Annotated in this window: 24 protein-coding genes; 7 read left to right on the forward strand and 17 right to left on the reverse strand. The window is 75.6% G+C overall.

Annotated elements, in window-relative coordinates; genetic code table 11:
* Positions 1-25: 25 nt before the first annotated feature.
* From WCD58_RS01175 to WCD58_RS01225, 11 genes are all read right to left on the reverse strand, one after another.
* Positions 26-643 carry a prepilin peptidase gene (locus WCD58_RS01175; RefSeq protein ID WP_337698795.1) on the reverse strand — a complete coding sequence of 206 codons (618 nt, stop codon included), beginning with the start codon at positions 641-643 and terminating at the stop codon, positions 26-28.
* A 300-nt stretch (positions 644-943) separates the two neighbouring features.
* Positions 944-1,837, reverse strand: a complete 894-nt coding sequence (locus WCD58_RS01180; protein ID WP_337698796.1) for a shikimate dehydrogenase — start codon at positions 1,835-1,837, stop codon at positions 944-946.
* Between the two features lie 10 nt (positions 1,838-1,847).
* The gene (locus tag WCD58_RS01185; protein ID WP_337698797.1) at positions 1,848-3,236 is read right to left on the reverse strand and encodes an endolytic transglycosylase MltG; all 1,389 of its coding nucleotides are present in this window, start codon (positions 3,234-3,236) and stop codon (positions 1,848-1,850) included.
* A 98-nt stretch (positions 3,237-3,334) separates the two neighbouring features.
* Positions 3,335-3,787: a Holliday junction resolvase RuvX gene (gene ruvX, locus WCD58_RS01190; RefSeq protein WP_337700761.1), complete on the reverse strand. Its 453-nt coding sequence runs from the start codon at positions 3,785-3,787 to the stop codon at positions 3,335-3,337.
* A complete protein-coding gene (gene alaS, locus WCD58_RS01195) occupies positions 3,777-6,446 on the reverse strand; it encodes an alanine--tRNA ligase (RefSeq protein WP_337698798.1) in 2,670 nt (889 codons plus the stop codon). Before alaS ends, ruvX begins: the two co-directional genes overlap by 11 nt.
* A gap of 54 nt (positions 6,447-6,500) precedes the next feature.
* Positions 6,501-6,803, reverse strand: a complete 303-nt coding sequence (locus WCD58_RS01200) for a hypothetical protein (protein WP_337698799.1) — start codon at positions 6,801-6,803, stop codon at positions 6,501-6,503.
* The gene (locus WCD58_RS01205) at positions 6,800-7,201 is read right to left on the reverse strand and encodes a DUF948 domain-containing protein (RefSeq protein WP_337698800.1); all 402 of its coding nucleotides are present in this window, start codon (positions 7,199-7,201) and stop codon (positions 6,800-6,802) included. The genes WCD58_RS01200 and WCD58_RS01205 overlap by 4 nt, the downstream gene beginning before the upstream one ends.
* Positions 7,202-7,353: 152 nt before the next feature.
* Positions 7,354-8,145, reverse strand: coding sequence for a hypothetical protein (locus WCD58_RS01210; protein WP_337698801.1), 792 nt, complete (start codon positions 8,143-8,145; stop codon positions 7,354-7,356).
* Between the two features lie 279 nt (positions 8,146-8,424).
* On the reverse strand, positions 8,425-9,831 hold the full coding sequence (locus tag WCD58_RS01215; protein WP_337698802.1) for a replication-associated recombination protein A: 1,407 nt from the start codon (positions 9,829-9,831) through the stop codon (positions 8,425-8,427).
* Positions 9,828-10,271 carry a hypothetical protein gene (locus tag WCD58_RS01220; RefSeq protein WP_337698803.1) on the reverse strand — a complete coding sequence of 148 codons (444 nt, stop codon included), beginning with the start codon at positions 10,269-10,271 and terminating at the stop codon, positions 9,828-9,830. Before WCD58_RS01220 ends, WCD58_RS01215 begins: the two co-directional genes overlap by 4 nt.
* The gene (locus WCD58_RS01225; RefSeq protein WP_337698804.1) at positions 10,271-11,161 is read right to left on the reverse strand and encodes a polysaccharide deacetylase family protein; all 891 of its coding nucleotides are present in this window, start codon (positions 11,159-11,161) and stop codon (positions 10,271-10,273) included. Before WCD58_RS01225 ends, WCD58_RS01220 begins: the two co-directional genes overlap by 1 nt.
* A 46-nt stretch (positions 11,162-11,207) precedes the next feature.
* Between WCD58_RS01225 and WCD58_RS01230 the strand changes: the two genes are divergently transcribed.
* The gene (locus WCD58_RS01230; protein WP_337698805.1) at positions 11,208-11,687 is read left to right on the forward strand and encodes an Lrp/AsnC family transcriptional regulator; all 480 of its coding nucleotides are present in this window, start codon (positions 11,208-11,210) and stop codon (positions 11,685-11,687) included.
* Complete coding sequence (locus WCD58_RS01235; RefSeq protein ID WP_337698806.1) at positions 11,687-12,856, forward strand: aminotransferase class I/II-fold pyridoxal phosphate-dependent enzyme; 1,170 nt, start codon at positions 11,687-11,689, stop codon at positions 12,854-12,856. Before WCD58_RS01230 ends, WCD58_RS01235 begins: the two co-directional genes overlap by 1 nt.
* Before the next feature lie 41 nt (positions 12,857-12,897).
* On the opposite strand, the gene WCD58_RS01240 is transcribed toward WCD58_RS01235, so the two are convergent.
* Positions 12,898-13,671 (reverse strand): isocitrate lyase/PEP mutase family protein, encoded by a 774-nt coding sequence (locus tag WCD58_RS01240; RefSeq protein WP_337698807.1) that lies wholly within the window; start codon positions 13,669-13,671, stop codon positions 12,898-12,900.
* A gap of 119 nt (positions 13,672-13,790) precedes the next feature.
* On the opposite strand from WCD58_RS01240, the gene WCD58_RS01245 reads away from it, so the two are divergent.
* Positions 13,791-14,453, forward strand: a complete 663-nt coding sequence (locus tag WCD58_RS01245; protein ID WP_337698808.1) for a hypothetical protein — start codon at positions 13,791-13,793, stop codon at positions 14,451-14,453.
* Positions 14,454-14,460: 7 nt separating this feature from the next.
* Here the strand turns inward: WCD58_RS01245 and WCD58_RS01250 are convergent, their stop codons facing one another.
* The 4 genes from WCD58_RS01250 to WCD58_RS01265 all read right to left on the reverse strand — a co-directional run bounded on the left by WCD58_RS01250 (position 14,461) and on the right by WCD58_RS01265 (position 19,576).
* Positions 14,461-15,693, reverse strand: a complete 1,233-nt coding sequence (locus WCD58_RS01250; protein ID WP_337698809.1) for a hypothetical protein — start codon at positions 15,691-15,693, stop codon at positions 14,461-14,463.
* A gap of 60 nt (positions 15,694-15,753) precedes the next feature.
* Positions 15,754-17,553, reverse strand: a complete 1,800-nt coding sequence (aspS, locus tag WCD58_RS01255; protein WP_337698810.1) for an aspartate--tRNA ligase — start codon at positions 17,551-17,553, stop codon at positions 15,754-15,756.
* Positions 17,554-17,622: 69 nt separating this feature from the next.
* A complete protein-coding gene (locus WCD58_RS01260) occupies positions 17,623-18,033 on the reverse strand; it encodes a PPOX class F420-dependent oxidoreductase (protein WP_337698811.1) in 411 nt (136 codons plus the stop codon).
* A 19-nt stretch (positions 18,034-18,052) separates the two neighbouring features.
* Positions 18,053-19,576 (reverse strand): Rv2578c family radical SAM protein, encoded by a 1,524-nt coding sequence (locus WCD58_RS01265; protein WP_373696169.1) that lies wholly within the window; start codon positions 19,574-19,576, stop codon positions 18,053-18,055.
* A gap of 112 nt (positions 19,577-19,688) precedes the next feature.
* Between WCD58_RS01265 and WCD58_RS01270 the strand changes: the two genes are divergently transcribed.
* Both WCD58_RS01270 and WCD58_RS01275 read left to right on the forward strand, forming a co-directional pair.
* The gene (locus WCD58_RS01270; RefSeq protein ID WP_337698813.1) at positions 19,689-20,537 is read left to right on the forward strand and encodes an SCO6745 family protein; all 849 of its coding nucleotides are present in this window, start codon (positions 19,689-19,691) and stop codon (positions 20,535-20,537) included.
* A 36-nt stretch (positions 20,538-20,573) separates the two neighbouring features.
* Positions 20,574-21,944: an acyl-CoA dehydrogenase family protein gene (locus WCD58_RS01275; protein ID WP_337698814.1), complete on the forward strand. Its 1,371-nt coding sequence runs from the start codon at positions 20,574-20,576 to the stop codon at positions 21,942-21,944.
* A gap of 96 nt (positions 21,945-22,040) precedes the next feature.
* Here WCD58_RS01275 and WCD58_RS01280 read toward each other — a convergent pair whose 3' ends face one another.
* Positions 22,041-23,057 (reverse strand): alcohol dehydrogenase catalytic domain-containing protein, encoded by a 1,017-nt coding sequence (locus WCD58_RS01280; RefSeq protein WP_337698815.1) that lies wholly within the window; start codon positions 23,055-23,057, stop codon positions 22,041-22,043.
* A 54-nt stretch (positions 23,058-23,111) separates the two neighbouring features.
* On the opposite strand from WCD58_RS01280, the gene WCD58_RS01285 reads away from it, so the two are divergent.
* Both WCD58_RS01285 and WCD58_RS01290 read left to right on the forward strand, forming a co-directional pair.
* Positions 23,112-24,611, forward strand: coding sequence for a YibE/F family protein (locus WCD58_RS01285; protein ID WP_337698816.1), 1,500 nt, complete (start codon positions 23,112-23,114; stop codon positions 24,609-24,611).
* Complete coding sequence (locus WCD58_RS01290; RefSeq protein WP_337698817.1) at positions 24,608-26,158, forward strand: hypothetical protein; 1,551 nt, start codon at positions 24,608-24,610, stop codon at positions 26,156-26,158. The genes WCD58_RS01285 and WCD58_RS01290 overlap by 4 nt, the downstream gene beginning before the upstream one ends.
* The last annotated feature ends 11 nt before the right edge of the window (positions 26,159-26,169 follow it).

The raw sequence follows: 26,169 nt of genomic DNA on the forward strand, positions 1-26,169 counted from the left end.
GTCCATCGTTCCACGTCACCTCCCCTCACCCGCCCGTCAGGGACGCCGTGAGGACGAGCCACGTCGCGACCAGCAGCGGAGGCCCGAACGGGACGCGCCGCACCCGCTGGATCGACGCGAGCAGGAGGACACCCAGCGCCGCCAGGACGACCGCGAGCACCGGCGCGGTCCAGGAGGCGGCGGCGAGGGGCGCGCCCAGGGTGGGGGCGAGCTTCACGTCGCCGGCCCCGAGGGCGGTGGGCACGGCGAGGTGCACCGCCGCGAAGACCGCGCCGGTGGCCACGCCGCCGAGGATCCCGGCGCCGAGGGTGAGCGGGTCGAGCGGGACGAGCGCGGCGAGCACGGCCACCGCCGCCGTGCCGGTGAGCGCGTCGGGCAGGCGGCCCGCGGCGAGGTCCACCGCGCTGCCGGCCACCACGAGCGCGCCCAGGACGAGCTGCGCGGGCAGCCAGACCGCGGGCACCACGTCGGCGGCGACGAGGGCGCCCGCGACGGCCCAGAGCAGCCCGAGCGCCCCGGCGCAGGCGAGCGCCGGGACCAGCGCCCCGCGTCGCAGGCGGGCGAGCCACGCGCGGATCGCGAGCCCGCCGAGGACTCCCGCTCCCCCGCCCGCCGCGCCGGCGAGCACCACGTCCCTGATCACGTCGACGAGCGTGGCCTGACCAGCACCGATCCGTCACGCGCCGGCCTCGGACCCTGTGGAAGCATCCGGCCGATGGGGACGGCCGACGGAGCAGCGCCGCTCCGGTCCGTCGAGCGAGCCGGCGGATTTCGTGACGTTGAACGCCTGCCGTTCGCCTCCGGTGCGGCAGCTCCGCTTCGCTTCGTGCCGCCCGTGGCCCCCACGCTGGAACACCCCGCACCACGCCTGCTCCCCCGGCGTGTCGCGCGAGCGAGGCTGTGGCGATCCTGGTGTCAGACGCCAGCAATGCCGCATCGCTGGTCAGACGGGCAGGGGCAGGAGGGGGGTGTCGGAGGTCGCCGCGAGGGCAGCGTGCATCGCGGCCCGGGGCGCCGCCCGGCCCGTGAACTGTTCGACCTGGCCGAACGCCTGGTGCAGGAGCATGTCGAGGCCCGTCGCCACGGCCAGACCGCGGGCCGCGGCCGCGGCGGCCAGGGGCGTCGGCCACGGGTGGTACACCGCGTCCAGCACGACCGCCCAGTCCGGCAGGGGCGCCACGAGGCGTGCGGCCAGCTCGGCGTCCACCGACCCCGCCGGCGTCGTGTTCACGAGCGCCTTGGCGGTCTGCAGGTCGGACGGAGCGAGGTCCGCCCACGTCACCGCCCGCCGCGCGAACCCGAAGTCGCGGGCCACGTCCAGCGTCCCGGCGGCGCGGCCGGGATCCCGCACCACGAGGGTCACCCCCTCGCAGCCGACCTCGTAGATCCCGCCCAGCGCCGCGCACGCCGTCGCCCCGCTGCCCAGCACCACGGCGTCCGCGGCGAACACGGTCGGCGGGAAGTCCCGCACGCCCGCGGCGCGCAGGGCGCCGGCGACGCCGTCGACGTCGGTGCAGTCCGCGTGCCACCCGCCCTCGCGCGGGACGAGCGTGTTCGCCGCCCCCACCCGGCGCGCGCGCAGCGAGACCGAGGTCGCCGTCTCCAGCGCCGCGCGCTTGCTCGGCATGGTCACCGAGAGGCCCACCCAGGACCCGTCGAGTCCGACGACGAACGACGGCAGCTGCTCGGCGGTGCACTCGACGGTCTCGTAGGTCCAGTCGTCGAGCCCGAGCGCGGCGTAGGCGGCGCGGTGCAGCACCGGCGAGCGGGAGTGCGCGACCGGCGAGCCCAGGACAGCGGCGTGCCGGGAGACGCAGCGGAGCGGAGCTCGACCCATCGACACGGCCCTAGTAGACCCCGCGCTCCTGCGCGAGCCGCCGGTTGGCGTCGTGCTCGGCGGGCGTCACCGCGAAGCACGAGATGCCGTCGGTCTGGCACTTCACGAAGTACACCCAGGGCCCCGGCTCCGGCTCCAGCGCCGCCCGCAGGGCGTCCGGGCTCACCGCGCCGATGGGGGTCGGGGGCAGCCCGAGGTTGAGGTAGGAGTTGTACGGGCCGGGACGGGCGCGGTCGTACGGGCTGGTCAGCAGCGTCTGGCGGTCGAGCGGGTAGTTCACCGTCGAGTCGAACTGCAGCCGCATCGGGATCGCCAGGCGGTTCACGATCACCCGGGTGACCTTCGCGAAGTCCGCGGGCACGCCCTCGCGCTCGGCCAGGGATCCGAGGATCAGCGTGTCGTAGGGCGCCATGCCCGCGGCCTCGGCCTCGCGGACGAGCCCGCCCGCCTCCAGTCGCGGCGCCGACGCCCGCACGACGATCTCGAGGGCGTCGCGGGCGCTCGTGCCCGGCGCGATGTCGTAGGTGCCGGGGGCGAGCAGGCCCTCGAGGCGGCGGTTGGGCTCGGCGCGCCGGGCGCCGTCCTGCGCCCAGGTCGGCACCCCGAGCTGGGCGGGATCGGTGTCCGCCATCGCCTTGCGGAGGTCCGCGACGGTCGCGCATCGCTCGGCGCCCGTCTCGTCGACGGTGCACGTGGCCCGCGCGATCGCGGACAGCACGCCCGGGACGGTCGCCGTGCCGGCCCCGACGGTGTCGTCGAGCTGGACCCCGCTGCGGATCTCCAGGCGCCCGACACGGCTGGCGGGGTCGAGGAGCGCGGTGACCGCGCCCGCCGAGGACATCCGGTGCGCCAGCTCGTAGAAGCCGGGCTGGATGGCGCGTCCGTTCGGGTCCTCCTCGGCGGCGTCGGCGAAGGCCCGCGCGGACGCGACGACGTCGGCGCGGGCGAGCTCCTCGCCGATCGCGCGGGTGGACGAGCCGTCCGAGACCTCGACGACGACGCGGCCGTCACCGGGCCCGTCGTAGTCGGGTGGGAACAGGATCGGCCACAGGTCGCGGGTGAAGAACACGCCGCCGAGCAGCGCGAGCACGATCACCGCGGCGACCGCGGGCCACAGCCAGCGGCGCCGTCGCGGGCGCCGGCCCTGCGGCAGCGCCTCGGTGACGGCGTCCCCGCCGGGGCGGTCCGGCTCGTCGTCACCGAGCAGCCACCCGGCGTCCGGCTCCGGGGCCTCGTCCGACGAGGACGACGACGCCGTCGACCCCGTCGACGACGCCGAGTCGGACGGCGGGGGCACCCGCCACGCCGCCGCGTGGTGCCGGTCGGTCTCGGCGTCGGGGTGCGCCACGTAGCGGTCCCGCGGCACCGCCGTCCGCGCCCGGCCCGTCGTCGCCGACATCCGGATCACACGACGCTCACCGTGGGAGCCGTGGGAGCCGTGGGAGCCGTGCGACCCCTGCGAGCCGTGCGGCCGCCCGGGGCCGGGGTGACGTCCGGTCACGAGTCCTCCGCGCGGCGCGCGGCCCGGCGCCCGTCGAGGTAGCCCTGCAGGATCTCCACCGCCGCCGCCTGGTCGATCACGCGGCGCTGCTTGCGGCCCTTGACGCCCCGGTCGGACAGCGTCCGGGTGGCCGTCACCGTGGTGAGCCGCTCGTCGGAGAGCACCACCGGCACCGTCAGGCGGCCGGTGAGCGCCTCGGCGTAGGCGCGCGCGGTCTGCGCGGCCGGGCCGTCGCGACCGGCGAGCGTCCGGGGAAGTCCCACGACCACCTCGACCACCTCGTGCTCGTCGACGAGCGCCACGAGCCGGTCCAGGTCGGTACCGGCCTCATCGTGATCGAGGGTAACGAGCGGCGTGGCGAGCACCCCCGCCGGATCCGAGAGCGCCACGCCCACCCGCACGCTGCCGACGTCGACGCCCAGGCGCCGGCCGGTGTGGTCACCGGCCAGCGCGGTCCACCTCCGCGCGGAGGGCGGCGATGGCGTCGTCGATGCCGGCGACCCCGCTGCCGCCGCCCTGGGCGAGGTCCGGCTTGCCGCCGCCGCGCCCGTTCACCGCGGGGGCGAAGGCCTTGACCAGGTCGCCGGCCCCCAGACCCCGCTCGCGGGCGCCCTCGGTGGTGGCGACGACGAATGACACCTTGTCGCCGTCGGAGGCGTAGAGCGCCACGACGGCGGGGCGGGCCTGCAGCCGGCCGCGGACGTCGAGGGCCAGCGAGCGCAGGTCTCCCCCGCCGACGCCGTCGGGCGTGCGGGCGGCGACCAGCGCGACCCCGCCGACGTCCTCGGCGCCGTCGGCGAGCGCGCCCGCCGAGGAGAGGACCTCGCGGGCCCGGACGGCCTCGAGCTCCTTCTCGGCGGCGCGCAGGCGGTCGACGACGCCGGCGATGCGCTCGGGCAGCTCGTCCGGCTGGGCGCGGAACTGCTCGGCGAGCTGGTTGACCAGCACGTGCTCGCGGGCCAGGAACCGGAAGGCGTCGATGCCGACGAGGGCCTCGACGCGCCGCACCCCGGAGCCGATCGAGCCCTCGCCGAGCAGCTTGACCAGCCCGAGCTGCCCGGTGCGCCCGACGTGCGTGCCGCCGCAGAGCTCGCGGGAGTAGTCGCCGATGTCGACGATGCGCACCTCGTCGCCGTAGCGTTCGCCGAACAGCGCGATGGCGCCGAGCTTGCGGGCCTCGTCCATCGAGGTCACGTAGGGCCGCACCTCGTCGTCGCCGAGGAGCACCGAGTTGACCTCGTCCTCGACGTCGGTGAGCACGGAGGCCGGCACGGCCCCGCCCGGCGAGGTGAAGTCGAACCGCAGCCGCCCCGGGGCGTTGAGCGACCCGGCCTGCGCGGCGGCGTCCCCGAGGGCGCGGCGCATCCCGGCGTGCACGAGGTGGGTGGCCGTGTGCGAGCGCGAGATGGCGTGCCGGCGCTCGATGTCGACCTCGGGGTGCACTCCTGCGTCCCGGAGGGCCTCGCCGGTCACGACGCGCCCGCGGTGGACCTCGAGGCCCGGCACCGGCGTCTGCGTGTCCTCGACGGCGATGACGAAGCCGTCGCCGACGATCCGCCCGGTGTCGGCCTGCTGGCCGCCGCCCTCGGCGTAGAACGGGGTGCGGTCGAGGATGACCTCGACCTCGGCGCCCTCGCCGGCCGCGAGCACCGGCTCGCCGCCCACGATGAGCCCGACGATGGTCGCGTCGGCGTGGAGCAGCTCGTAGCCGAGGAACTCCGTGAGCCCCGAGCGCTCGAGGATGTCCCGGTAGGCGTGGGTGTCGCCCCCGCCGGTCTTGCGGGCGGCGGCGTCGGCCTTGGCGCGGGCCCGCTGCTCGTCCATGAGCGTGCGGAAGGCGCCCTCGTCGACCTCGAGGCCCTGCTCGGCGGCCATCTCGAGGGTGAGGTCGATGGGGAAGCCGTAGGTGTCGTGCAGGGCGAAGGCGCTGGCGCCCGGGATGGTGCGCCCGCCCCCGGCGCGCGTCTCGGCCACGGCGCCCTCGAAGATCTTCGAGCCGGTGGCGAGCGTGGCGAGGAAGCTCTCCTCCTCGGTGCGGCACGCGGCGGCGATGCGCTCGTAGGAGGTGTACAGCTCCGGGTACGACGGCCCCATGGCGTCACGGACGACGCCCACGAGGTCGACGAGCACGGGCTGGGTGCAGCCGAGGATCCGGGCGTTGCGGATCACGCGGCGCATCAGCCGGCGCAGCACGTAGCCGCGGCCCTCGTTGCCCGGGGTGGCGCCGTCACTGATGATCATCGCGGCGGTGCGGACGTGGTCGGCGATGACCCGGAAGCGGACGTCGTCGGCCTCGTCGTCGCCGTAGCGCCGGCCGGTGAGCTCCTGGGCCCGGTCGATCACCGGGCGCAGCAGGTCGGTCTCGTAGACGTTGTCGACGCCCTGCAGCAGGAAGGCGACGCGCTCGACCCCGAGCCCGGTGTCGATGTTCTTCTGCGGGAGCTCGCCGATCGGCGCGGCCCCGTACTTGGGGCTGGCCTCCCCGCGGATGTCCTGCATGAAGACGAGGTTCCAGATCTCGAGGTACCGGTCCTCGTCGGCGACCGGGCCGCCCTCGACCCCGTACTCCGGGCCGCGGTCGTAGTAGATCTCCGAGCACGGGCCGCCGGGACCGGGGATGCCCATGTCCCAGTAGTTGTCGCGGCCGTCGCGGCGCTGGATGCGCTCGGGCGGCAGGCCCGCGACCTCCTGCCACAGGCGCTCGGCCTCGTCGTCGTTCTCGAAGACCGTGACCCAGATCCGCTCGGGGTCGAAGCCGAAGCCGCCGTCCTCGAGGCTCCCGGTGACGAGCGACCAGGCGTGGCGGATCGCGCCTTCCTTGAAGTAGTCGCCGAAGGAGAAGTTGCCCGCCATCTGGAAGAACGTGTTGTGGCGGGTGGTGTGGCCGACGTTCTCGATGTCGCCGGTGCGCACGCACTTCTGGATCGACGTCGCCGTCTTCCAGGGGGCCGGGGCGTCGCCGAGGAAGTACGGCTTGAACTGCACCATGCCGGCGTTGACGAACAGCAGCGTCGGGTCGTCGAGGATCAGCGAGGCGCTGGGGACGGGGGCGTGGCCGGCGTTCTCGAAGTGGGCGAGGAAACGACGGCGGATCTCGTGGGTCTGCACGGTGTCCTGCTCGGGAAAGGTGCGGATGGGGGCGCGAGGGGCGCGGGGACGTGCTCAGCGGGCGTGCGAGTCTCCCCGCCGGGGCGCTCGCGCGTGCCGGGCCGACGACGGCGGGTCGGGTCGCACGGGGATCTCGGTCGTGTCCTCCACCATCGCGTACAGCTCCTCGGAGCGTTCGTTCATTCCGGCGCGCACCTCCGCGCCGAACGCCCCGAGGCCCGCCCCGAGCTCGCGCAGGCCCTCGCCCAGGCTCGTGCCGACGCCGGCCGGCGTGGCCTTCTGCGTCAGCTCGTTGACCTTGCGGGTGGCGGTGACGCCCACCGCGACGCCGACGCCGACCCAGAACAGACGCCTCATGCGCGCACACTCCGCTTCGACTTGCGGCCCTTGGCCGGCGGCGCGTTCTTGAGCCTGCGCGCCTGCTGGGCCTTGCGCAGCCCGTAGGACAGGGCGGCGACCTTGACGAGCGGCCCGCCGAGCGTCGCCGTGAACAGCGTGCTCAGGGCCTTCGTGTTGGCCGCGACGGCCTGGGCGCTGGCGGTGACGCCGTCGACCCGCTCGAGCTGGGTGTTCACCGTGGTCAGCGTGACCCCGGCGTCCGAGAGCAGCGGCTCGGTGCCCTCGTGGGCCTTGCGGATCGCGATCGTGGCCTCGTCCAGCGTCCGTCCGAGCTTGATCAACGGGATGGCGAGCAGCACCACCAGGATCACGAATGCCACCGCAGCGACGATCGCCGCGATCTGGCCGACCGACACGGGTCCTCCTCGGGTGCTGGGTGCGGTACAGGTCCCCGGACCGACGCCCGCCGACACCACCCGGAGGCGGGACGCGGACGACACCTGGCGCAGGTGGCGGCAGGTTACCGTGCGCCGTCCGGGCGACCTCCGGCCCCGCCGCCCCATCTTGATCAGCAGGCCGGGAGCCCCAGACCGCCCCGGTAGGCCGGCGCGAGGTAGACCTCGGAGATGTAGCCGACGCGCCCGTCGGGGGCCCGCGCGCCCAGCCAGACCTCGGACACCGCGGCGTTGGGGTTCTGCCCGATGTTCGTCGAGGTGACGTCGGCATTGGTGATCACCTCGCCGACGATCTGGCACACCGCCACGAAGGTGAAGCCGCTGCCCACGTCCGTGCCGGGGATCTTGCAGCCGGGCATGTTCGCGCACCGGGCGACGGGCCGGGACGACAGGTACGACGGGCTCCGGTCCTCGACGAGCGCCCCGTCGCCGATCGCGACGCGGTTCTGGACGACGACGGTGCGGTACGGCGGCGCGTCCGGCGCGGCGGCGAGCACGAGGACGAGCGCGGTCGCGAGGCCCGCCACGAGCACGACGAGCACGGCGACCACCGCGATCTCGACGTGGCGGCGGGTGGAGCGCCGGGGAGGTGCTGGGGCCGCCGGTGGCGCTGGTGGTGCGGACGGCGGCGGTGGCGCGTCCGGCTCGCGCAGCCGCTCGTGGCGGGACCGCCAGGCCGCCACCTCGTCCGGGGTCAGACCGACGGCGCCGAGCACGTCGGTGACGAGGTCCGCGTTCGGCAGCCCCGGCCCGCGCGTCGCCGCGGCGATGGTCGACTTGCCCCACCCGGAGAGCTCCTCCGCCCGCCGGAACGACACGTCGCGGGCGCGCAGGGCGTCGCGGAAGTCCGCGCAGAAGCGCTCCGGGGAGTCCCGCGCCCCGGGCTGCCCCGCCTGTGGTCCCACACCCTCGCCGTCGATGACGTCCCCCTCAGGTACCCCTGTGGTCCCCCCGGACCTCACGCGTGATCGTCCGGCACGCGGGCCCCGATGCCCAGCCGCCGTCCGGCCGCTGTCCGGGACGGCGCCCGGACGGCGCCCGGACGCCGCGGGACGCGTTCGGCGAAACCCCGCGGTGATCGCCCGCGAAGATGCGGGCGTGGCCACCACCGTCGGGGGGCGGTGGCCCCGCGATCGAGGTGCCGCGGGCAGCCGGGGGGCGTGCCCGCGGCATCTCACCCTCGCTCAGCTGCCGCTGCGTCCGCGCACGACCTCGCGGAGCCGGGCCAGCCGCTCGGAACGTTCGCGCTCGTCGCCGCGCCCGCCCGGGCGGTAGTAGTCGCGGCCGACCAGCTCGTCGGGCGGGTACTGCTGGGTGACGACCCCGGCGCGCTCGTCGTGCGGGTAGACGTAGCCGACGGCGTTGCCCATGGCCTGGGCGCCCGCGTAGTGCCCGTCGCGCAGGTGCGGCGGCACCGGCCCGGCCGCGCCGGTGCGCACGTCGCCCATCGCCTCGTCGATCGCGGTGATCACGGCGTTGGACTTCGGGGCCGTCGCGAGGTGGATCGTCACCTGCGCGAGGTTGATCCGGGCCTCGGGCAGGCCGATGAGCTGCACCGCCTGGGCCGCGGCCACGGCGGCGGGCAGCGCGGTGGGGTCGGCGAGCCCGACGTCCTCGCTGGCGTGCACAACCAGGCGGCGCGCGATGAACCGCGGGTCCTCCCCCGCGACGATCATGCGCGCGAGGTAGTGCAGGGCGGCGTCGGGGTCCGAGCCGCGGATCGACTTGATGAACGCCGAGATGACGTCGTAGTGCTGGTCGCCGGCGCGGTCGTAGCGCACGGCGACCTCGTCGACGACCCGCTCGACGTCGGCGAGCGTGATCTCCCCCGAGCCCCCGACCGCGTCGGCGGCCGCCTCGAGCGCGGTCAGCGACCGCCGCCCGTCGCCCGCGGCCAGTCGCACGAGGTGGGCGCGCGCGTCGGGGTGCAGGGTGACCTTCCCGCCGAGGCCGCGGGGATCGGCGACGGCGCGGTCGAGCAGCGTGCCGACGGACTCGTCGTCGAGGGCGTGCAGGCCCAGCACCAGGCTGCGCGAGAGCAGGGGGGCGACCACCGAGAAGCTCGGGTTCTCGGTGGTGGCGCCGACGAGCAGCACCACGCGGTCCTCGACGGCGGCGAGCAGGGCGTCCTGCTGGGTGCGCGAGAAGCGGTGGATCTCGTCGATGAACAGCACCGTGCGGCGGGGTTCGGACGCGGCGAGGCGGCGGCGCGCGACCTCGATGACCCCGCGCACCTCCTTCACCCCGGCGTTGAGCGCGCTCAGCGCCTCGAAGGCCCGGCCCGTGGCCTGCGAGATCAGGCGCGCGAGCGTCGTCTTGCCGGTGCCGGGCGGGCCGTGCAGCAGCACCGACGCGGGTGCGGCGCCCTCGACGAGCCGCCGCAGGGGCGCGCCGGGGGCCAGCAGGTGCTGCTGGCCGACGACCTCGTCGAGGCTCGCCGGGCGCATCCGCACCGCCAGGGGCGCCGCGACCCCCTCCGCCGCCGGGGCCGGGCGGTCCTCCACGACCCCGCGCGTCACCGGACGGTCCGGGTCCGGGCCCTCGTGGACGGGCTCCGGAGCCGCGACCTCGAACAGGCCCTCCTCGCTCATGCTCCGAACGGTACTGACGCCCCCCGACGGGTGACGCTCCACCGGTGCGCGGCGGCGGGACGCACGTCGACGGGCACGTCGCCGTGGACGAGGACCCGCCGCGCCGGCCCCGGCTCGGGACCGGCCAGCACGAGCGGCTCGCGGTGGACGAACGCGGCCACCGACACGTGGACGACGGCGTCGGCGAGGGTCGGACCGATCTCGGCGACGGTCCCGGGCCGCACCCGCGCGACGATCTCGTCCACGCACCCGGCCGGCGGCAGCGGACCGAGCGGGCCGGCGAGCGTGTAGCCGCCGGCCCACGCCGCCACCCGCCAGCGCCGCGGCGCGAGCCACCGGGTCAGCGCGGCCGCCCGGCGTCGCGCCGCGCCGGGGTCGGGCGGGCCGAGCGTGTCCTCCCAGGGCGCGCGGACCCGCCCGGAGCCGCAGGCACCGCACATCAGGAGCGGGGGTTCCGGGCGACGAAGTCCTGCGCGATCTCGTCGAAGGTCGCCCAGCGGACGCCGTCGTGGCCGTTGATGTGCTCGATGAGCCGCTCGAGGGCCAGCAGCACCTGCGGGCGCCCGGAGACGTCGGGGTGGATCGTCATCGTGAACGCCGCGTAGTCGCACTCGCGGTAGGTCCAGTCGAACTGGTCGCGCCACATCTGCTCGATGTCGCGCGGGTTGACGAAGCCGTGGCTGTTCGGGCTGCCCTTGATGAACATCATCGGCGGCAGGTCGTCGAGGAACCAGTTGGCCGGGATCTCGACGAGGTCGGTCTCGGTGCCGCGCTCGAGCGGCTTCATCCACGTCTGCGCGGGCTGGTCGTAGTCGATCGGCGTCCACGAGTCGCCGACCCGCACGTAGTACGGCGTGACGTCGCGGTGCATCAGCGAGTGGTCGTAGCGGATGCCGCGGTCGAGGAGGATCTCGTTGGTGACGCGGCTGAACTCCCACCACGGCGCGACGTAGCCGGTGGGCCGGCGCCCGCTGCGGCGCTCGATGAGGTCGACGCAGTGGTCGAGGATCGTCTCCTCCTGCTCGCGACTCATCGCCAGCGGGTTCTCGTGGCTGTAGCCGTGCACGCCGGTCTCGTGGCCGGCCGCGACGCAGGCGTCGAACTCGGCGGGGAACGTCTCCACCGAGTGGCCGGGCCAGAACCACGTCTGGGTCAGCTCGTGGCGGCGGAACAGCTCCAGCAGCCGCGGCACCCCGACCTCGCCGGCGAACAGGCCGCGGGAGATGTCGTCGGGCGAGTCCTGGCCGCCGTACGAGCCGAGCCAGCCGGCGACGGCGTCGACGTCCACCCCGAACGCGACGAAGATGTCCTTTTCTCCTGCGGCGGCCATGGTGCTCCTCCCGACGGTCCTGACGCTCGCCGACTAGGGTTCCCCCATGCGCGAGATCCTCAGCGTGCTCGAGTCCGACGCCCGTGCGACACCCGACCGGATCGCCGCGCTGACGGGGATCGCGGAGGACGAGGTCCGCGCGCAGATCGCGGCGTGGGAGGCCGAGGGCGTCATCCGCCGCTACAAGACGGTGATCGACCGGGACCGGCTCGGCGAGGACCGCGTCACCGCGTTCGTCGACGTCACGGTCGCGCCGGAGCGGGGCCGCGGGTTCGACGACGTGGCCGAGCGGATCGCGCGCTTCCGGGAGATCCGGGCGGTGCACCTGGTGAGCGGGGCGCAGGACCTGCGGGTCGAGGTGGAGGGGGCCTCGATGAAGGAGGTCGCCGACTTCGTCGCCCAGAAGCTCTCGGGCGTCGACCGCGTTACCGCGACGAGCACCCACTTCCTGCTGCGCCGGTACAAGGACGACGGCCAGCTGCTCACCGAGCCCGAGCCCGACCAGCGCCTGTCGGTGATGCCCTGATGGGTGCTCCGCAGAAGCCGCTGTCCCGGGTCGTCGAGGCCTGCCCGCCGTCGGGCATCCGGAAGTTCTTCGACCTTGCGCAGACGATGAAGGGCGTCATCACGCTCGGCGTCGGCGAGCCCGACTTCCCGACGCCGTGGGGCGTGCGCGAGACGGCGATCCACGCGCTGACCCGCGGGGCGACGACGTACACCGGCAACTCGGGCCTGCTCGAGCTCCGCGAGCTCGTCTGCGCCGACCTCGAGGCGCGCCACGGCATCACCTACCGCCCGGCCGACGAGTGCCTGGTGACCTCCGGGGTCTCCGAGGGGCTCGACCTGGCGCTGCGGGCGATGATCAACCCCGGCGACGAGGTGATCGTCCCGGAGCCGTCGTACGTCGCCTACCAGCCGTGCGTGGCGTTCGCGGGCGGTGTCGCGGTGCCTGTGGCGATGGACCCCGCCGAGGGCTACCGGCTCGACGCCGAGCGGATCGCGGCCGCCGTGACCCCGCGGACCAAGGCGGTGCTGTTCGGTTCGCCGTCCAACCCGACGGGGGCGGCGCAGTCGGCGGCGGACCTCACCGCGCTGGCGGCCCTCGCCGAGCGCGAGGACCTCTGGCTGGTCAGCGACGAGATCTATGACCGGCTGACCTACACGGGCACGCACACCAGCACCGCGGCGATCCCCGGCGCGTGGGACCGGACGGTGCTGCTCAACGGGTTCTCGAAGTCGTACGCGATGACCGGCTGGCGCGTGGGCTACGTCTGCGCGCCGGAGCCGCTCGCGGCGCTGATGCACCGCATCCACCAGTACACGATGCTGTGCGCGCCGCACGTCAGCCAGGTCGCGGCGATCGAGGCCCTGCGCAGCGCGGAGCCCGACGTCGCCGAGATGGTCGCCGACTACGACCGGCGCCGGCGGCTGTTCGTCAAGGGCCTCGACGAGCTCGGGCTGACGTGCCCGGAGCCGGGCGGGGCGTTCTACGCGTTCCCGTCGATCCGGGCGAGCGGGCTGTCGTCGCAGGACTTCGCCGAGCAGCTGCTGAACGAGCAGAAGGTGGCCGTCGTGCCGGGCGACGTCTTCGGCCCGTCCGGCGAGGGCCACGTCCGCTGCTCCTACGCCACCGCGCTCCCCCTGCTCGAGGAGGCCCTCGACCGCATGGGCCGGTTCCTCTCCACACGTGCGTGATCTTCTGAGCCCTACCTCAGAAGATCACGCACGGAGGGCGCTCAGTTCAGCTTGCGGGTGCCGTCGGGGAGGCCGCCGCCGGCGTAGGCGTCCTCGGCGAGCTTGGCCAGGGCGGTCAGCGCGACGTTCTGGCTCCACGGGCCGAAGGAGCAGCGGGCGACGCCGAGCTCGCCCAGGCGCTTCGTGCCGGGCATCCCGGGCACGCCGATGACGTTGACCTTGCGCTCGCCCAGCTCCGAGACCAGCGCCTGGATCGTCTCCTCGTCGAGCTTGCCGGGCACGAAGAACGACGTGGCGCCGGCCTCGAGGTAGGCGCGGCCGCGCTCGATCGCGTCGTCGAGGATGACCTTGGGGTCGCGGTCGCCGCCGCGGACCCAGGCGTCGGTGCGGGCGTTGAGGGCGAACGGGACGCCCGCCTTGTCGGCCGCGGCGACGGCGGCCTCGACGGCCTTGACCGACTCCGACAGCGGCTTGAGCTGGTCCTCGAGGTTCGCGCCGACGATCCCGACGTCGATGGCACGGGCGATCGTGCCGCCCGGGTCGCCGTACCCGCCCTCGAGGTCGGCGCTCACCGGCAGCTCGGTCTGGCGGGCGATGAGCCCGACCTCGCTGATCATCTCGTCGCGCGGGATCACCTCGCCGTCGGGATAGCCGCGCGAGGCGGCGATGCCGTGGCTGGCGGTGGCGAGGGCCTTGGTGCCGGGGGTGTTCGCGACCGTGGTCGCCGTGATCGCATCCCACACGTTGACGACCACCAGCAGCTCGGGGTCGTCGTGCAGGCGGCGCAGTTCCTGTGCCTTGTCGGCGGTGCTCATGATGATCTCCTACCCGCGAACGGCGGCGGCCACCACTCGCTCACCGGTGTGGTCGTTGCCGCCTGTGGTGCCGGTCACATAGTGTCCCCACACCAGGCGACCGACGGGCGGCGAGAGCGATGGACGACGCGACGCGGGCCGTGCTCGATCTGTGGGACGTCACCGAGGACGCCGTCGCCGGGCTGGACGCGGACGACTGGACGCGCCCCGCCCCCGGCCCGGAACCGACGGTCGGCGACCTCGTGGCCCACCTCGCGGGCGTCCACGGCGGCGTCCACTACGCCGGCCCCGAGCGCCTGCAGACCTCGCTGGCCGGCGCCCGCCGGCGCACCGCGCTGCGCCTCGACGGCCGTCCCCCGGGCGACCGGGAGCGCAGCGCCGACTGCCTGGACCTGTGCCTGCACGCCCACGACCTGACGACGGCCCTCGCCGCGCCGGTCGACCTCGCCGACCACGCCGCCGCCACCGTCGAGGCCTGCCGGCTGATCATCGACATGGCGCCGCGCCTGCTCGTCGCCGCCCTCGGGGCGCGCGAGGCGACCGTGCGCCTCGTGGTGCGCCGCCCGGCGGGCGCCGCCGCGCTGGAGCGCACCGTGCACGTCGTCGGCGGGCGCTGCACCGGCGCACCCGACGCCGACCCGGACGTGGTCGAGATCGATGCGGACGCCCTGCTGCTCCTGCTCGCGGGCCGCCGCCGGGCCGAGGCGCTCGCCGCCTCGGGAGCCGCGGCGTGGTCGGGCGACGCGGCGGACGCGTTCGTCCACCGCGCGCGCCTCTCGTGAGGTCAGCTCACGCGAACGCCGGGTAGGGCGGCAGCACGACGTCGCCGCCGTGGCGTCCGAGCGCGCCGACCGTCGCGGCCGCGAGCTCGGCGGTCGCGACCCGCCCCGCCCGCTCGGCGTCGGTGCCGAGACGCCGCCAGAGGGCGCTGAGCACCGACGGCGCGTCGTGACCCGGGTCGGCGACGACCACGTGCGGCGGGCGCTCCGCCTCCTCGGCGCCGACGACCCCGGGCAGCAGCGCCCGGGTGGCGAGCCAGACCCACAGCACCTCGGCGTGCAGGAGGCGCTCGCGCAGGACCTCGGGGTCGGCGAGGTCGGCCCACACCGGCGTCAGCTCCGCCTGCCAGGCGGCGACCATCGCCTCGGCCATCCCCGGCGGCTGGGCGTGCGCCGGCCCGCCGCTGGGCAGGGGCAGGCGCAGCGAGGCGCCGGTGAGGGCGACGTCGCGGAAGCAGGCCCACTCGAAGTCGAGGAACCGCGACCCGCTGCCGGTGACCAGGCAGTTGTCCGGGCGGATCTCGGCGGGGCTGAACGCCCGGTAGCCGGACCCGCCGAGCAGGCGCGCCGCCCCGCGCGCCTCCGCGACCGCGGCCGGCGCGGCCTCGACGCGCAGGAGCTGGGCCAGCTGGTCGGGCACCTCGGCCAGCGCGGCGCGGGCGTCGTCGGCCAGCGGGTCGCGCCAGGTGCGCTCGCCGAAGCGCCGCAGCAGGGCGCCGAAGTCGTCCTCGCGGCCCGCGGTGGACGCCTGCATCCGCCCGAGGGCGCGGGCCCAGCCGAGCAGCGCGCGCTCGGCTGCCTTGGGGTCGCGCTCGTCGAGACGGTCCGCGAGCGTCGCGCAGCGCCCGAGGTCCTCGAGGACCAAGAGCCGGTGCGTCGGGTCCTGGGCCACGAGCATCGGGCTCGCCCGCTCCTCGGACGGCATCGCCGTCAGCAGCTGGCAGGACGCCGCCTCGTAGCTGAACCGGTCCGCGCCGTGCACGGCCGGCTCGTCGAGGTAGTGCTTGACGACGAGCGTGCGCGGCAGCGAGAAGGGGTTCTCGGTGACGCGCACGCGCACCACCAGCGAGCGCTCGCTGCCGCCGAGATCCTCCGCGCCGGCGAGCCGCACGGTGGCGCCGTGGCGCCGGGTGAGCAGCTCCTCGGCCAGCGCGACCAGCTCGGCGGCGCGGTCGGACGAGCCCGGAGCACCACCTGCCCGACCGTCGGAGGGGCCTGCGCTGTCCGTCGTGAGGGAGGCCATCAGCCGGTGAACTCTACCCGCTCGCGGTGTGCGTGAGGTAGGAATCGACGGCTCCGGTCGCTACTGGACGGGGCGCTCCGGCGGCTTGACCGGTGCGGCCGGCTTGGCGGGCGCGTCGACCCCGGCCTCCTTGCGCTGCAGCGCGGTGATGGGCGCGGGCGCCGCCGTGAGCGGGTCGTAGCCGCCGCCGGTCTTCGGGAAGGCGATGACCTCGCGGATCGAGTCGAGCCCCGCCAGCAGGGCGCAGATCCGGTCCCAGCCGAAGGCGATCCCGCCGTGCGGCGGCGGGCCGTAGGCGAAGGCGTCGAGCAGGAAGCCGAACTTCTCCTCCTGCTGCTCGGGGGTCAGGCCCATGAGCGCGAACACCCGCTGCTGGACGTCCTTGCTGTGGATACGGATGGACCCCCCGCCGATCTCGTTGCCGTTGCAGACGAGGTCGTAGGCGTAGGCCAGGGCGTGCTCCGGGTCGCTCTCGAAGGAGTCGATCCAGTCCGGGTTGGGCGAGGTGAACGCGTGGTGCACCGCGGTCCACTGGCCCGACCCGACGGCGACGTCGTCGGTGCTGCCGGCCGCCTCGAACAGGGGCGCGTCGACGACCCACACGAACGACCAGGACCCCGGCGGGATCAGGTCGAGGCGCCGCGCGATCTCGCCGCGCGTGGCGCCGAGCAGGGCACGGCCCTCGGCGGGCGTGCCCGCGCCGAAGAAGATGCAGTCGCCGGGGTTGGCGCCGGCGGCCTTGGCCAGGCCCTCGCGCTCGGCCTCGCTGATGTTCTTGGCGACGGGGCCGGACAGGGTGCCGTCCTCGCCGACGAGGACGTACGCGAGGCCCTTGGCGCCGCGCTGCTTGGCCCAGTCCTGCCAGCCGTCGAGCGTGCGCCGCGGCTGGGACGCCCCGCCGGGCATGACGACCGCGCCGACGTAGGGCGCCTGGAAGACGCGGAACGGGGTGTCGGCGAAGTACTCGGTGAGCTCGACCAGCTCGATGTCGAAGCGCAGGTCCGGCTTGTCCGAGCCGTAGCGCGCCATCGCCTCGAGGTAGGGGATCCGCGGGATCGGCGTGGGGATCTCGTACCCGCCGAGCTCGGACCACAGCGCGGACACGATCGCCTCGCCGAGCGCGATGACGTCGTCCTGGTCGACGAAGCTCGCCTCGATGTCGAGCTGGGTGAACTCGGGCTGGCGGTCGGCGCGGAAGTCCTCGTCGCGGTAGCAGCGCGCGATCTGGAAGTAGCGCTCGAGCCCGGACACCATCAGCAGCTGCTTGAACAGCTGCGGCGACTGCGGCAGCGCGTACCAGCTGCCCGGCTTCAGGCGGGCCGGGACGAGGAAGTCGCGCGCGCCCTCGGGCGTCGACCGGGTCAGCGTCGGCGTCTCGATCTCGACGAAGTCGCGGTCGGACAGCACGTCGCGGGCGATCTTGTTGGCGCGGCTGCGCAGCCGGATCGCCGCGGCCGGGCCCTCGCGGCGCAGGTCGAGGTAGCGGTACCGGAACCGGGCGTCCTCGCCGACCTCACCGTGCTCGTCGAGCTGGAAGGGCAGCGGCGCGGACTCGGACAGGACGGTGAGCGCGGTGGCGCTGACCTCGACCTCGCCGGTGGCGAGCTCGGTGTTCTCGCTGCCCGCCGGGCGCTGCTCGACGACGCCGGTGATCTGCACGCAGAACTCCGAGCGCAGCCGGTGCGACTCCTCGGCCACGTCGCCGAGGCGGAACACCACCTGCACGACACCGGACGCGTCGCGCAGGTCGATGAACACCACGCCGCCGTGATCGCGCCGGCGGGCCACCCATCCGGCGAGGGTGACGGTGGCGCCGACGTTCTCGGCGCGCAGCGTGCCGGCGGAGTGCGTGCGCATCATCTGGGGTGGTGCTCCCGGGTCGGCTCGGAACGTGTCCCCAGAGGCTATCGACCGTCACGAACCGGGATCTCAGCCGCTCACGTTCGGGCCCGCCCGGTCGAGGTGGACGCGCAGCAGGACCCGGCGCTCGCGGCGCATGGCCTCGTCGAAGTCGTCCCAGTCGGGGTGCTCGCCGGACACCGCCCGGTAGTAGGCCCGCAGGCCCTCGAGGGCGTCGGGGAGCTCGACGATCTCCACGTCGCCCTCGACCTGGATCCACCGCCCGAAGAAGCCGTCGGGCAGGACGCAGAGCCAGGCCCTGGGCTCCCGGCGCAGGTTCTTCGTCTTGAGCGCGGTCTCCCGGGTGCTGATGACCGCCGCGCCGTCGTCGTCCACCGCGACGGCGACCGGCGACATCTGCGGCGCGCCGTCGCGACGCCGGGTGGCCAGCACCGCGTGGTGCTGCTCGCGCATCACTTCTCGTGCTTCGTCGAGGTCCATGCACGCAGGCTAGGACTCCTCAGAGCAGGGAGAGCTGTTCGGCGGGCGCCTCCTCCACGAGCTTCCGCGGGACGTCCGGCACCGAGCCGGCCGGCCAGGAGTCGGGGCTCTCCTCCCCCTGGCGCCCGCCCATCGCGTGACCGCCGCCGGTGAGGCCGTGGCGCTCCAGCAGCGGGCCCACCCGCGCGGCGAGGTCGCGCCGGTAGGCGACGTCGACGTAGGCACCGCGGCGGTAGAGCGCGGCGTAGCGCTCGAGCAGCCCGGGGTGCTCCCGGGCCAGCCAGGCGTGGAACCACTCCCGCGTCCCCGGTCGCAGGTGCAGCGCCAGGACCGTGGCGCCGTTGGCCCCCGCGTCGGCGATCGCGGCGAGCAGGGCGTCGAGGGCCTCGTCGGTGTCGGTGAGCCCGGGCAGCACCGGGGCGACGAACACCCCGCACGGCAGCCCGGCGTCACGGATGCGGCGCACCAGGTCGAGCCGCGCGCGGGGCGTCGGGGTGCCCGGCTCGACGCGGCGGTGCAGCTCCGGGTCGAGGAGGGCGAGCGACACCCCGACCCCCACCGGCACGTCGCGGGCCGCGGCCGCCAGCTCCGGCAGGTCCCGGGCGAGCAGCGTGCCCTTGGTGAGGATCGAGAACGGCGTCCCGGACCCGCCGAGCGCCCGGATGATCCCGGGCATGAGGGCGTAGCGGCCCTCGGCGCGCTGGTACGGGTCGGTGTTGGTGCCCATCGCGACGTGCTCGCGGCTCCAGCGCGGCGCCCGGAGCTCGCGGGCCAGTACCTCGGGCGCGTTGAGCTTCACGACGACCTGCCGGTCGAAGTCGTCGCCCGCGTCGAGGTCGAGATAGGTGTGGGTGTTGCGGGCGAAGCAGTTGTGGCTGACGACGCCGTCGGCCACGAAGTCGCCCGTGCCGGTGGTGAGGTCGGCCAGCGCGTGCTCGCCGGGCAGCTCCTCGACCGCGGTGACGACCCGCCCGCCCGGGACGTCGCCCGGCGGGGCGGGCGCCACCGGCGGCGTGCCGGGCCGGCGGAACGCCTCGTCGGCCAGCGTCTCCGCGCCGACCAGCGCGTCGCCGACCCGCAGGTGGGGCCGCTCCTCGCCCACACCGCCCTCGCAGCCCTCGGGCCGCACGTGCACCCAGCCGCGGGGCGTGAGGAACCGGTGGTCCGCGCTCGCGACGAGCGTCGTGCCGTCGAGCAGCCGGACGCGCCAGGCCGGCTTCGTGGTGGTCCAGGCGTCGTGCACGGGCGTCGGGACCAGGCTGCGCACGCCCCCGCGCATCGCGGTGCCGACCACGAGGTCGCCGACGCGGACGTCGGCGAGCCGCACGCTGGTGCCGTCGACCATGAGCACGGGGGTGTCCGGCCCGAGGCAGTAGGTACAGGCGTGCGAGCAGCCGCGGTACGGGTTGACGGTCCACGAGAACGGCATCGGCGACTGCCCGGGCACGCGGTTCAGCACCGAGCGCGCCCGGACCTCGTGGAACGTGATGCCGGCGAACTCGGGCGTGCGGACGCTGCGGACCAGCCCCTTGAGCGCGGGCATGCCCGGCAGCTCCTCGGGCCCTCCGGCGACCTTCTGCGCTTCCCACCGCACCCGCTCATTCGAACACGTGTTCGATGTGCGGGCAACCGCTGCTCGGGCCACCATCATCGCCGTGGACGACGCCCGCCGCCTGTGGACCCTGCTCGAGCCGCTCCACGCCGTCACCTACTTCACGCGCGAAGCACGAGAAGCCGCCGACGCCGCGGGCCTGCGGGGTTTCTGGATGGGCTACGTGGCCCAGCGCGCCGCCCCGCTCGGCGCAGTCGGCCCCGACGCGGTGTGGGCCTGCTTCCACGGGTTCCACCGCGACCGCATCACGCGCGCGCTGCCCGACGCGTGGGGCTTCGCCGACCCCGCGAGGTGCCTCGCGGCCCGCCTCGAGGGGGCCGACCGCTCGCTGCGCCGCCTGCTCGCCGACGTCCCGGGCGGTCCGGAGGGGCCGTCGGTCGCCGAGGCGGCCGAGCTGGCCTGGACGGCCGCCGGCGCGGCGGACACGGCCGGCCGGGTGCTCGGGGCGGCGAACCAGGGCCTGCCCCGCCCCGCGGAGCCCCACCTCGCGCTCTGGCAGGCGGCGACGACGCTGCGCGAGCACCGGGGCGACGGGCACGTCGCGGTGCTCGTCGCCCACGACGTCGGCCCCGTCTCCGCCCACCGGCTCAAGACCGCCGCCCGGGAGTCGGGCTCGCTGCAGGAGTCCCGCCGGCTCGACGACGCGGTGTGGGCGACGGCCGGGGAGGGCCTGCTCGCGCGGGGCTGGCTCGACGGGGAGGGCGCGCTGACCGCGACGGGCCACGAGGCGCACGCGGCGATCGAGCGCGACACCGACCGGGCCGCCGCCGGACCCTGGCGCGCGCTCGGGGGCACGGGCACCGACCGTCTGGCGGAACTACTCCGCCCGCTCGCCGCAGCCGCCGCGGACGCGATCCCGTTCCCGAACCCCATCGGCCTGCCCCGCGCCTGAAGGTTTCGGTACCGCCGGTACGCGGTACCGGGTGTCATGAGTTCCTTCACCCTGGAGCTGACCCCGGCCCACCACGAGCTGGTGCGGCGGACGCACGCCTTCGCCGAGGACGTCGTGCGGCCGGCCGCCGCGCACTACGACGCGGCCGAGGAGTGCCCCTGGGAGATCGTCGACAAGGCGGCTCAGGAGGGCTTCTACAACGCGCTCTTCTACGCCGACCTCATCGCCGACCCCACCGGGCTGTCGCTGCCGCTGTTCCTCGAGGAGATGTTCTGGGGCTGCGCGGGGATCGGGCTGACGGTCGTCCTGCCGGCCCTGGCGCTCTCGGCGCTCAACCAGGCGGGCACGCCCGAGCAGGTCGCGCGCTGGGCGCCGGAGATGTTCGGCGAGCCCGGCGACATCAAGCTCGCCGCGCTCGCCGTCTCGGAGCCGCAGGGCGGCAGCGACGTCGCCAACCTGCAGACGCGCGCCCGCCGCGAGGGTGACGACTGGGTGCTCGACGGCGAGAAGATCTGGATCGGCAACGGCGGGATCGCCGACGTGACGATCGTGAACGCCGTCGTCGACCCCTCGCTGGGGACCAAGGGCCAGGCGATGTTCGTCGTCGCCAAGGACACGCCGGGCATGGAGCAGGTCCGGCGCCTGCGCAAGCTCGGCCACCGCGCGTCGCATACCGCGGAGCTGTCGTTCAGCGGGTGCCGCATCCCCGGCGACCAGCTCCTCGGCGGCGCGGACAAGCTCGAGCACAAGCTGGAGAAGGCGCGCCGGGGCGAGGGGAAGCCCGCCGCGCTGGGGACGTTCGAGCAGACGCGCCCGATGGTGGCGGCGATGGCGCTGGGCGTCGCGCGGGCGTCGTTCGAGTACGCGTGTGGGTACGCCCGGGAGCGCGAGGCATTCGGCGGCCCGATCCTCGACAACCAGGGCGTCTCGTTCCCGCTCGCGGACCTCGCCGCCGACATCGACGCCGCCCGGCTGCTGTGCTGGCGCGCGTCGTGGATGGCGGCCAACGGGGTGCCGTTCCGGCTCGGCGAGGGCTCGATGTCGAAGCTCAAGGCCTCCGAGGTCGCCGTCCGCGCCGCCGAGCAGGCCGTGCAGACGTGCGGCGGCTGGGGCTACGTCGACGACCTCCCGGTCGAGAAGTGGTACCGCGACGCCAAGCTCTACACGATCTTCGAGGGCACCAGCGAGATCCAGCGCATGGTGATCGGACGCTCCCTCGGCGACCCCGAGGCCACCGCCACTCCCCTGCACCACCACCTGCCCGGCGACCACGGCGGCCTGAGCCGTCGGTTCGGCCACGGCTCGCTCGCCCGCGCCCGCGCCGGCGAGACCTTCCTGCGCCTGGCGAAGAAGGCACCGGAGTCGGTCCTGCGCCTCGGCGGCCGCCTCGCCTCCCCCGGCGCCTGAGCGTGTTCCCGCCTGGCGGCCACGGGCGGCACGCAGCGCAGCGGAGCTGCCGCGCCGGAGGCGAATGACTCGCGTCGGCCGTCAGGAGCCGCCGGCTCAGGGCTTGATCGCGACGATCTCGCCGGGCACCGGTGGTGCGGCCAGCGCCGTCGGCGCGGCGTCGAGGCCGATCGTGCGCGTGACGAGCCGGGCCACGTCGAGGCGTCCGCTCGTGACGAGGTCCGTGAGCCGCGGGTAGTCCGCCGCCGCCATGCCGTGGCTGCCGAGCAGCGCGAGCTCGCGCGCGATCATGTCGGGCACCGGCACGGGTGGTTCGGCCGCGAGGAGCCCGACCTGCACGAGCGTCCCCTGGCTGCGCAGTGCCCGGACGCCGAGCGCGAGTGAGTCGGCGCGCCCGGACGCCTCGACCGCGACCCGCGGGCCGCCGCCCCCGACGACGTCGCGGACCCCGTCCGGCCCGGCGTCCGGGTGCAGCACCGCCGTCGCGCCCAGCTCGAGGGCACGGTCCCGCGCGGCGGGTGCCGGGTCGACGACGACGGCCTCGGCGTCCAGCGCCCGGGCGACGAGCACCGCGGCCAGCCCCACCCCGCCGGCGCCGAGGACCAGCAGCCGGTCCCCGGCCCGCAGCCCGCCGCGGTCGACGACGGCGCGGAACGCGGTCGCGACCCGGCACCCCAGCAGGGCCGCCCCACCCGCGTCGACGTCGTCCGGGACCGCGACGAGGTTGGCGTCGGCGTGGCGCAGGGCGACGAGCTCGGCGAACGAGCCGTCGTGGGTGAAGCCGGGCTGTTCCTGGTGCGGGCACACCTGCGCCTGGCCCGCGAGGCAGCTCGGGCAGCGCCCGCAGCCCTGGACGAACGGGGTGGTGACGCGGTCCCCGACGCGGGCCCGCCGGACCTCGGCGCCCACCGCGACCACGCGCCCGACGAGCTCGTGGCCGGGCACGAACGGCAGCACGACGCCGTCGTCGTGGCCGCGCCAGGCGTAGCGGTCGCTCGCACAGAGCCCGGTCGCCTCGACGGCCACCACGACGCCGTCGGGCGCCGGCTGCGGATCGGGCCGTTCCACGACGGCCGGCTCGACCCCGAACTCCTCGATCAGCACCGCGCGCACGTGCCGAGTCTGCCCCGACGTCCGATTCGGGAACGTCCCGGCGATGATGGGCGGGTGACGTCCTCCCGGCCGCCGACGCGACACGCGCGTCCCCAGGCGGCCGCGGCGGCGACGTCGAGCGAGGACGACGCGCCGACCGGCCCGATCCGTGTGCCGCGGAACGGCAGGGCCTCGGCGGAGGACCCGGCCCCGCCGACCCTCCGCCGAGCTGGGGGAAATCCTGACGTTGAACGTGGGCGTGGCCGCCAGGCTGGAACACCGGCACGGCGCCGACGGCGGGCCGAGGCGCCGGCCGCGAGCGGGCACGGCCACGGCCACGGCCACGGGCACGGCGGCGGGGACCTCGACGGTCCCTCGGGGCGACGGGTCCGGATCCTGCTCGCCGCGCTGCTCGTGCCCTGCGCGCTCGCGGTGCTCGTCGGTCTCGTCGTGCTCGCGCCGTCGCCCGGCGAGTACGCCGACGTCGCCGCGCGGGCCGCGACGGGTCAGGGCGCACCGGGGCTCGGCGCGCAGACGCCCGTCGACGCCGAGGTGACGCGGGCCGCCGCCGAGTCGGACTGCACCGACCCGAACCTGCCCTCCCCCGGCCCCGGCGAGGGCTGCGTCGCGGTCACCCTGCGGCTCGACGAGGGCCCGGCCGCCGGCTCCACGATCGTCACCCTCGCGCCCGCCACCCCCGGCTCGCCGCGCTTCGCCGTCGGCGACCCCGTGGTGCTCGGCTGGGCCGGGGGCGACCCCGCCGACCCCCTCACCTACACGATCGTCGACTTCCAGCGCGGCGCGCCGCTGCTCGTCCTCGGGGCCGCGTTCGCGCTCGCCGTCCTGCTGCTGGGCCGCTGGCAGGGCCTCGCGGCGCTCGTCGCGCTCGGGGCGACCCTCGGGGTGCTCGCCCTGTTCGTCCTCCCCGCGCTCGCGACCGGGTCCCCGCCGGTCGCGGTCGCCCTCACCGCCTCCGGGCTCATCGTCGGCATCGTGCTGCCGCTGACCCACGGGCCCTCGGCGCGCACCGCCACCGCGGCGCTCGGCACGCTGGCGAGCCTCGGGCTGATCGGGGTGCTCGCGGTGCTCTTCGCCGCGACCTCCCGGCTCACCGGGCTCGGCGAGGAGTCCTCGGAGCTCGCGGGGGTGCTCGGCGCGGGGCTCGACGTCCGCGGGCTGCTGCTCGCGGGCGTGGTCATCGGCGCGCTGGGCGTGCTCGACGACGTCACCGTCACCCAGACCAGCGCCGTCTGGGAGCTGCACCGCGCTGACCCGGCCGCGCGGCTCGCGGACCTCTATGGTTCCGCCATGCGTGTCGGTCGTGATCACGTCGCGTCGGCGGTGAACACGCTGGTGCTCGCGTACGCCGGGGCGGCGCTGCCCCTGCTGCTGCTGTTCGGACTGGCGGGACGGGGTCTCGGCGACCTGCTGACCGCCGAGGACGTGGCGCAGGAGGTCGTGCGGACCCTGGTCGGCAGCATCGGCCTGGTCGCGTCGGTCCCGCTGACCACGATCCTCGCCGCCGTCGTCGTCCGCGCCGTCCGCAGCACCGAACCCCGGGGTGAGACCGCATGAACCGTCCCGCGCTGCCCCGGTCGGTCGAGAGCCCCCCGAGCGGCATCCTCGACACGGCCCGCGCGCTGGTCGTCGCGTCGACGCGCACCGCGGTGGAGTTGACGCTGCACGGCCCCGCGATCGTCCGCGGGATCGCGGACATCGCCACCTCCGGCGCGCGGACCACCGCCGACCTCAGCCCGCTCGTCGCCGACGCGCTGCGCGCCGTGCCACGGCTCGTGTCGATGCTCGAGCAGCTCCTGCCCGTGGCCTCTGGGCTGCAGCACACGCTGGCCGAGCTCGCGCCCGACCTCACCCGCCTCTCGTATGCCACCGACGCGCTCGACCGCCTCGGCGGCGCGGTCGACGACCTGCACGCCCTGGCCCGGGCGGTCCCGACGCTCGACCGGATCGCCGACGCCGCCCCGGCGCTCGACCGCCTCGCCGACGCCGGACCCGCGCTGACCCGGCTCGGCGACGCCACCGACGACCTGCACGCCCTCGCCCAGGCGGCCCCCGCCCTGCAGGCCATCGCCGGCGCGGCGCCCGACATCCACGCCCTCACCGAGGCGGTGCCGGCCCTGCAGCAGATCGGCGCGGCCGGCGACGACATCGCCGCGCTCGCCCGGGCCGTGCCCGCGCTGCAGGCGATCGGCGAGGCCCGCGGCGACATCGCCGCGCTGGCCGGCGCGGTCCCCGCGCTCCAGGCGATCGCCGGCGCCGCCCCCGACATCCACGCGCTCTCCGAGGCCGTCCCCGCCCTGGCGCGGATCGGCGAGGCCCGCGACGACATCGCCTCGCTCGCTCAGGCCGTCCCCGCCCTCCAGCAGCTCGGCGACGCGGCCCCGCGGCTCGGGCAGCTCGCCGAGGCGGCGCCCGCGCTGCAGCAGCTGGGCACCGCGGTGCCGCACCTCGAGGAGCTCGCCGGCGCCGTCCCCACCCTCGCGCGCATCGCCGCGGCCGTCGACGACCTGGGCACCCTCGCCGGGGCCACCAGCGACCTGCGCACCATCGCCGGCGCCACCGGTTCGGTCTCGCAGATCGCGCACGGCGTGCCCTCGGTCGGCCGGCTCGCGGACGCCGTGCCCACCGTGGCGTCCCTGGCCGACGCCGTCCCCACCCTCACGCAGCTGGCCGAGGCGGTGCCGACGCTGCGGTCCCTCGCCGCGGCCGCGGACGACCTGCACGCGCTCACCGGCGCCGTCGACGACCTGCACGCCCTCGCCGCCGCGGCCCCGTCGCTGGAGCAGATGGCGGGCGCGGTGGACGAGGTCCGCAAGCTCACCGGGGCGATCGAGCACGTCGAGACCCTCGCCCGGCACGCCGACTCGACGTTCCCCGAGGTCCCGGCGCGGCTCGGCACGCTGGACACGTCGCTGACCACCGCGGCCGGCGAGCTGCAGAAGGTCAGCCCGGACCTGCGCACCCTGGCCGGGCGGATCGACAACCTCGACGAGCAGATCAAGGTCCTCGCCGACGCCCTGGCACCGCTGCAGGGCACCACGGAGCGGCTCGGGCGCCTGGTGGACCGCCTCCCCGCCGGCCGGAAGGGCCGCTCGGGCGAATAGCCCTGGGCACG

It is taken from the genome of Actinomycetospora flava, assembly GCF_037400335.1.
In the GTDB taxonomy this organism is placed as follows: Bacteria; Actinomycetota; Actinomycetes; order Mycobacteriales; family Pseudonocardiaceae; genus Actinomycetospora; species Actinomycetospora flava.

Coding starts and splice junctions, on each gene's coding strand:
- WCD58_RS01290 (WP_337698817.1), top strand. CDS start 24,608: ATGAACCGTCCCGCGCTGCCCCGGTCGGTCGAGAGCCCCCCGAGCGGC.
- WCD58_RS01200 (WP_337698799.1), bottom strand. CDS start 6,803: ATGAGGCGTCTGTTCTGGGTCGGCGTCGGCGTCGCGGTGGGCGTCACC.
- WCD58_RS01230 (WP_337698805.1), top strand. CDS start 11,208: ATGCGCGAGATCCTCAGCGTGCTCGAGTCCGACGCCCGTGCGACACCC.
- WCD58_RS01260 (WP_337698811.1), bottom strand. CDS start 18,033: ATGGACCTCGACGAAGCACGAGAAGTGATGCGCGAGCAGCACCACGCG.
- WCD58_RS01185 (WP_337698797.1), bottom strand. CDS start 3,236: ATGTCGGCGACGACGGGCCGGGCGCGGACGGCGGTGCCGCGGGACCGC.
- WCD58_RS01235 (WP_337698806.1), top strand. CDS start 11,687: ATGGGTGCTCCGCAGAAGCCGCTGTCCCGGGTCGTCGAGGCCTGCCCG.
- WCD58_RS01225 (WP_337698804.1), bottom strand. CDS start 11,161: ATGGCCGCCGCAGGAGAAAAGGACATCTTCGTCGCGTTCGGGGTGGAC.
- WCD58_RS01245 (WP_337698808.1), top strand. CDS start 13,791: ATGGACGACGCGACGCGGGCCGTGCTCGATCTGTGGGACGTCACCGAG.
- WCD58_RS01240 (WP_337698807.1), bottom strand. CDS start 13,671: ATGAGCACCGCCGACAAGGCACAGGAACTGCGCCGCCTGCACGACGAC.
- WCD58_RS01220 (WP_337698803.1), bottom strand. CDS start 10,271: ATGTGCGGTGCCTGCGGCTCCGGGCGGGTCCGCGCGCCCTGGGAGGAC.
- WCD58_RS01215 (WP_337698802.1), bottom strand. CDS start 9,831: ATGAGCGAGGAGGGCCTGTTCGAGGTCGCGGCTCCGGAGCCCGTCCAC.
- aspS (WP_337698810.1), bottom strand. CDS start 17,553: ATGATGCGCACGCACTCCGCCGGCACGCTGCGCGCCGAGAACGTCGGC.
- WCD58_RS01265 (WP_373696169.1), bottom strand. CDS start 19,576: ATGCCCGCGCTCAAGGGGCTGGTCCGCAGCGTCCGCACGCCCGAGTTC.
- WCD58_RS01180 (WP_337698796.1), bottom strand. CDS start 1,837: ATGGGTCGAGCTCCGCTCCGCTGCGTCTCCCGGCACGCCGCTGTCCTG.
- WCD58_RS01275 (WP_337698814.1), top strand. CDS start 20,574: ATGAGTTCCTTCACCCTGGAGCTGACCCCGGCCCACCACGAGCTGGTG.
- WCD58_RS01250 (WP_337698809.1), bottom strand. CDS start 15,693: ATGGCCTCCCTCACGACGGACAGCGCAGGCCCCTCCGACGGTCGGGCA.